At 73.6% G+C, this 6535-nt stretch carries 3 protein-coding genes and 1 pseudogene; 1 reads left to right on the forward strand and 3 read right to left on the reverse strand.

The window, feature by feature from the left end:
- Positions 1–304 precede the first annotated feature (304 nt).
- The 3 genes and pseudogenes from AB0K09_RS27825 to AB0K09_RS27835 form a co-directional block, all read right to left on the reverse strand.
- A pseudogene (locus AB0K09_RS27825) lies at positions 305–1330 on the reverse strand (glycosyltransferase); the annotation flags it as partial.
- Positions 1327–3003, reverse strand: a complete 1677-nt coding sequence (locus AB0K09_RS27830) for a carbamoyltransferase C-terminal domain-containing protein (RefSeq protein ID WP_366068169.1) — start codon at positions 3001–3003, stop codon at positions 1327–1329. The gene AB0K09_RS27830 and the pseudogene AB0K09_RS27825, both read right to left, overlap by 4 nt.
- 40 nt (positions 3004–3043) lie before the next feature.
- Positions 3044–4018: a UDP-glucuronic acid decarboxylase family protein gene (locus AB0K09_RS27835; RefSeq protein WP_366068170.1), complete on the reverse strand. Its 975-nt coding sequence runs from the start codon at positions 4016–4018 to the stop codon at positions 3044–3046.
- Positions 4019–4328: 310 nt separating this feature from the next.
- Here AB0K09_RS27835 and AB0K09_RS27840 point away from each other — a divergent pair, with 310 nt between their 5' ends.
- Positions 4329–6380, forward strand: coding sequence for a catalase (locus AB0K09_RS27840; protein WP_366068171.1), 2052 nt, complete (start codon positions 4329–4331; stop codon positions 6378–6380).
- The last annotated feature ends 155 nt before the right edge of the window (positions 6381–6535 follow it).

Genomic DNA, 6535 nt, shown 5'->3' on the forward strand with positions numbered 1-6535 from the left:
GTGCCGTCGCGGTCGAAGAGGACGGCGGCGGGGCGGCGGAGGGGGGCCGGCGAGGTCACTCCGGGCCTCCTTCCTCGACGGGCTCGAAGGGCTCGACGGGCTCGACGGGGAGTTCCCCGACAGGGGCGCCGGGGGCGCCGGCGTCCCGGCAGCAGGCGGTGTCCGCCGCACAGCACGCGGTGCTCTCCCCGAGGCCGGGGGACGCGGCGATCAGGGGCAGGACGGCCGCTCGTGCGCGGTCCCCGGTCACGAGGGCCGGGCCGGGGCCGGCGTGGCGAGCGGTCCCGCCGGGCGGCCAGGGGCGGGCGTTCCGGTGGCGCCATGTGCCGCGGATCCGGTGCCATACCGCGCAGGGCGGGATCAGGACGCTCGTGGCGAGCAGGACGGTGATCTCCGGGGCGGTGCGCGGGCCGGGGGCGATCCGGGCCCGGGCGAACTCGCCGGTTCCCGCGGCCCACAGCAGGGCCGCGAGCGCGGCGGGACGGGGGCGCCGGCACAGGGCCAGGGCGCCCGCCGCCGCGCCGGCGGCGGTCACGGCGGCGTGTGCGCGCAGTCGCCCCCTCGGCGCCTGTGCGCGGTGCCACCAGGTGCGGCCGTGGATCGCCGTCATGAGCGCGTCGTCGGCGTTGCCCGCCTGGGCCCGCAGACAGGCCCAGGGCCCGGTGGGCCGGACCGGGTGCCCGGTCACGCGGGAGCCGCGTTCCAGGGCCCAGCCCCGGTCCAGGGCGCGCAGGGCCAGGTCGGCGTCCTCGCGGAAGGCGCGGGGGAAGCGTTCGTCGAACCCGCCGGTCTCGTGCAGGACAGCGGTGCGGTAGGCCATGTCGGCCGTCGCCCACCAGGCGTCGGCGAGCGCGGCCGTGCCGCGTTCGGCGTCTGTGGGCCTGCGGTGCTCCGGCAGCGGCACGCGGATCAGGCCCTGGACGCCGCCCACGTCGGCGTCGGCGTCCGCCAGGTCCGCCGCCAGGTCACGGCGCCAGCCCGGGGTGACGGTGACGTCGTCGTCGAGGAAGACCACCCAGGCGGGGCCGTCGCGCAGGGCGCGCCATCCGGCGTTGCGCGCGGCGGCCGGTCCCCGGCCTCCGGTGCGCACCACGCGGGCGCGGGGGGCGAGTTCGCCGAGCGCGGTCACCGGCAGGGGCGCGTGGCCGGCGCCGGCCGGGCGGTCGTCGACGAGGACCACCTCGGCGGGCGCGGGGCCGTCGGCGGCCGCCAGGGCCGCGAGGCAGTGGGCCAGCGACCGCCGGCCGACGGTGGGGATCACCACCGCGTAGCCGGCGGGCGCGGCGGGGAACGTCCCGTCCGGTCCGGCCTCCGGATCCTCGGGGGTCACCGGTGCTCCTTCCCGTCGTGCGGGTCGTGCGGGTCGTGGGCGAAGGCGTGGGGACGGCGTACCGCGTAGGGTCCGATGGCGAGCAGGTCGACGGGAGCGGAGCCGAAGCACTCCAGGGCGTCGCGGGGGTCGTCGACCATGGGGCGGCCGGCGGTGTTGAGGCTGGTGTTGACGACCACCGGAAGTCCGGTCAGCCGCTCGAACTCGGTCAGCATCCGGGCCACCAGGGGTTCCGAGGTCGCGTCGACGGTCTGGATGCGGGCCGTGCCGTCCACGTGCACGACCGCGGGGATACGGTCCCGCCAGGGGCGGGCGACCTCGTGGACGAAGAGCATGTACGGGCTGGGCAGGGGCCCGGCGAAGATGTCCCGGGCGCGGTCGGCGGCCACCATGGGGGCGACGGGGCGGAATTCCTCCCGGCCCTTGACGTGGTTGAGGCGTTCGAGGTTCTCGGCGCGGCCGGGGTGGGCGAGGAGCGAGCGGTGTCCCAGGGCGCGGGGGCCGTATTCGCTGCGGCCCTGGAACCAGGCCACGATGCCGTCGCGGGCGAGTTCCCCGGCGACGGCGGCGGCGATGTCGGGGGGCCGGTCGTAGGGCACGCCGGCGGTCTCCAGCCAGGTGCGCAGTTCCTCGTCGGTCCAGGAGCGGCCGAGGTCGGCGCCGGGCATCGGGGCCGCGGGCTCGCCGCGTTCGGCGGCGAGGTGCAGGGCGGCGCCCAGCGCGGTGCCGGCGTCCCCGGCCGCGGGCTGGACCCAGATCCGTTCGAAGGGACTCTCCAGGGCGAGGCGGGAGTTGGCCACGCAGTTGAGGGCGACGCCGCCCGCCATGGCGAGGGTGGCGGCCCCGGTGCCGGCGTGCAGCCAGCCGGCGAGGTCGAGCAGGACCTCCTCCAGGCACGCCTGGGTGCTGGCCGCCAGGTCGGCGTGGTCCTGCGACCAGTCCTCGCCCGGCGCGCGGGGTTCGGTCAGGGCGGTCCAGGGCACGTTGTGGGCGCGGAAGCCGCCGTCGCCGGTGGCGTGGACGTGCTCGCGCAGTTCGGCGAGGAAGCGCGGTTTGCCGTAGGCGGCCAGGGCCATGACCTTGTACTCGTCGCTGCTGCGCAGGAAGCCCAGGTGCGCGGTGAGTTCCTCGTAGACCAGGCCGAGGGAGTGCGGCAGGACCTGGGTGGCGAGGACGTCCAGGTGGTTGTCCGTGTAGCGGCCGGCCAGGTGCGAGGCGCACTCGCCCCGGCCGTCGAGGACCAGGACCGCGCAGTCGGGGTGCGGGGCGGCCAGGCCCGCCGAGGCGGCGTGGGCGACGTGGTGGGGGACGAAGCGCACCCGCGCCGGGTCCAGGCCGGGCAGGGCCTCGGCGAGGAAGGACGGGGCCTCGCGGGCGTAGGTCAGGCGCAGGCCGTCCCAGGGGTCGTCCAGACCGAGGGTGTGGGCCGGGCAGGACAGGTCGGGGTCGAAGGAGTAGCCGACGGCGTCGAGTTGGTCCGGGGTGATCCCGGCGTGCTCCAGGCACCAGGCGGCGGCCCGTTCGGGCAGTTCCCAGGCGGCGAACGGCACCGGGCGCTTGCCGTGTTTCCGACGGGAGAATCGTTCCTCTTCAGCGGCCGCGACCACCTGGCCGTCGACCACGAGGGCGGCCGCCGGGTCATGGAAGAGCGCGTTGATTCCCAGGATGCGCATGCCGGTCACTCCCTTGCTCGGGCCTGCTCGGACGGGCCCGTCATTCGGGGGATTCGAGGGCGGAGGACCGGGAGAACCACTCCACCGTCCGCTTCAGCCCCTCCGCACAGTCCACCCGGGGCCGCCATCCCAGCTCCTCCCGGGCCACCGAGGTGTCGGGGCGCCGCCGGCCGGGGTCGTCGACCGGACGGTCGACGAACTCGATCACGGACGCGGAACCCGTCAGACCGATGATGCGCTGGGCCAGTTCCAGTACCGTCGTCTCTTCGCTGCTGCCGATGTTCACCGGTCCGGCCGGGCCGCGGGCGGCCATCGCGAGCACGCCGTCCACCGTGTCGTCCACGTAGGTCAGGGACCGCGTCTGGCTGCCGTCGCCCGCCACCGTCAGCGGCTCGCCGGCCAGGGCCTGGCGGATGAAGGTGGGTACCACGCGCCCGTCCCCGGCCCGCATCCTCGGCCCGTAGGTGTTGAAGATGCGCACGATGCCGGTGTTCAGGCCGTATGTGCGCCGGTAGGCGGCGACCAGGGCCTCCGCGTAGCGCTTGGACTCGTCGTACACACTGCGCGGTCCGACGGGGTTCACATTGCCCCAGTACTCCTCGGGCTGCGGGTGCACCAGCGGGTCGCCGTAGACCTCGGACGTCGAGGCGAGGACGAAGCGCGCGTTCCACCGGCGGGCCAGTTCCAGGGCGTTGCGGGTGCCGCTGCTGCCGGCCTCCAGGGTCTCCAGGGGCAGCCGCAGGTAGTCGATGGGCGACGCCGGACAGGCCAGGTGCAGGACGGCCCCGACCGGCCCGGATATCTCCCTCAGCGTGCCGGACGAGGAGACGTCCCCCTCGATGAATTCAAAGCCGGATCCGCCTTCCAGGTGCGCGATGTTGCGGCGCGTACCGGTGACGAGATTGTCCACGCAGGACACCGGAATTCCCGAGCGCGTCAGCCGCTCGCACACATGGGAACCCACGAATCCCGCCCCGCCCGTCACCACCACCCGGCCGGAATCCACACCGCTCATCGCAATCAACTCCCTTCGCGTCCCCTTCGCGCGCTTCGCCTGCCCGTCGCCCCCACGGAAAGCACCGCGGAGTCAGGGGACGGCACAGAAGCAGGCTGGCACACAACCCCACACTCCACATCTCGAACCCCGCGCGGACCCCTGGTCCTTCCGGGTGAACGGCCGCCGCCCCCGCCCGGCCGTTTCGGGTTGCCCGCCCCGGGAAGGCGCGTGAGGCTGGGACGCACCGAGGAGAAGGGAAGTGCCACGCGTGTCCGCCAACCCCGAAGAGAAGAAGTCCTCCGCGCCCGCCGACGCCAAGGACGAGCAATTGCGGCAGTTCCGGGCCGCTCCCGCGTCGAAGGCGCTCACGACCGATCAGGGGGTACGGGTCGACGACACCGACAACGCGCTGCGGGCCGGCACCCGGGGTCCCACCCTCCTGGAGGACTTCCACAACCGCGAGAAAATCACGCACTTCGACCACGAGCGCATTCCCGAACGCGTGGTCCACGCGCGCGGCGCGGGCGCCTACGGCTATTTCGAGGCCTACGAGTCGATGGCGGAATACACCTGCGCGGACTTCCTCTCCGAGGCCGGCCTGCGGACCCCGGTCTTCGTGCGGTTCTCCACCGTGCAGGGGCCGCGCGGGTCGGCCGACACGGTACGCGACGTACGCGGCTTCGCCACCAAGTTCTACACCCGTCAGGGGAATTACGACCTGGTGGGCAACAACATGCCGGTGTTCTTCATCCAGGACGCCATCAAATTCCCCGACTTCGTGCACGCGGTGAAGATGGAGCCGCACAACGAGATGCCCACCGGCGCCTCCGCGCACAACACGTTCTGGGACTTCTGCTCCCTGCAACCGGAGTCCACGCACATGCTGATGTGGCTCATGTCGGACCGGGCCATCCCGCGCAGCTTCCGGATGATGCAGGGCTTCGGTGTGCACACCTTCCGTTTCGTCACCGCGGACGGGCGCGGGACGTTCGTGAAGTTCCACTGGAAGCCCGTGCTGGGCATCCACTCCCAGGTCTGGGACGAGGCCCAGATCACCGCCGGGCGCGACCCCGACTTCCACCGGCGGGACCTGTGGGAGGCGATCGAGAACGGCCAGTACCCCGAGTGGGAGCTGGGGGTGCAGCTGGTCGCGGAGGAGGACGAGCACCGCTTCGACTTCGACCTGCTCGACGCCACGAAGATCATTCCGGAGGAGGAGGTGCCCGTCCGGCCCATCGGCCGGATGGTCCTCAACCGCAATCCGCAGAATTTCTTCGCCGAGACCGAGCAGGTCGCCTTCCACACGGCCAACGTCGTCCCCGGCATCGACTTCACCAACGACCCGCTGCTCCAGGGCCGCAACTTCTCCTACCTGGACACCCAGCTGATCCGGCTCGGCGGCCCCAACTTCAGCCAGCTCCCGGTCAACCGGCCGGTCGCGGACGTGCACCACAACCACCGCGACGGATTCGGCCAGCAGGTCATCCACCCGGGCACCAACTACTTCCCCAACTCGCTGGGCGGCGGCTGCCCCGCGCATGCCGGGGCGGGCGGCGGCGCCGGAGTCTTCCGGCACTACGCGCAGAAGGTCGACGGCGAGAAGATCCGGGTGCGCAGCGAGAGCTTCCAGGACCACTACAGCCAGGCCGCCATGTTCTGGAACAGCATGTCGGACTGGGAGCGCTCGCACCTCGTGCAGGCCTTCCGCTTCGAACTGGGCAAGGTCGACGCCGTACCGGTGCGCGAGCGCATGGTCGCCAACCTCGCGCACGTCAGCGGCGACCTCGCCGCCGGGGTCGCCGAGGGGCTCGGACTGCCGGCGCCGCAGGGCGTGCCCGGCATCACCGACAAGTCCTCCCCCGCGCTGTCCCAGGACGTCCAGGAGACCGCCGGCATCCGCAGCCGCAAGGTGGCCGTGCTCGCCGCCGAGGGCACCAACACCGCCCAGGTCCGGGCGGTGCGGGAGCGGCTGACCGGCGACGGGGCGATCGTGGAGGTGCTGGCCGCCACCGGCGGCACGCTGAACGGTGACGGCGGGTCCCTGGACGTCGACCGGGCGCTGCCCACGATGGCGTCGGTCCTCTACGACGCCGTCTTCGTGCCCGACAGCGAGGCGGCCTCGGCGGCACTGGCGGCCGACCCCAACGCGGTGCGGTTCGTGGAGGAGGCCTACCGGCACGGCAAGCCGGTCGCCGCCCCCGGCGCGAACCCGCATCCGCTGCTGACCGCGGCCCGGCTGCCCGGCGAGGTGCTCGACCGGCCCGGCCCGGAGCTCGGCCTGATCACCGGTGACGCCGGTGGGGACGGACAGCTCGCCGACGCCTTCGCCTCGGCCATCGCCCGGCACCGCTACCCCCGTCGCCCGGCCCTCCTCAACTGAGCTCTCCGGAGGGCGATGCCGCCACCGTCCCGGGGCGCCGACCGGTCGATGTCCGACCCGGCCCCGTGGCGGTGGCGGCCACCCGGGGGCCCGGCGCGTGCTGATCGCTGTCCGCAGGGCGCCGAAGAACGATGGCCCTCGACGTGACGACGCAG

The sequence above is a fragment of the Streptomyces sp. NPDC049577 genome, assembly GCF_040675635.1.
Classification (GTDB): domain Bacteria; phylum Actinomycetota; class Actinomycetes; order Streptomycetales; family Streptomycetaceae; genus Streptomyces.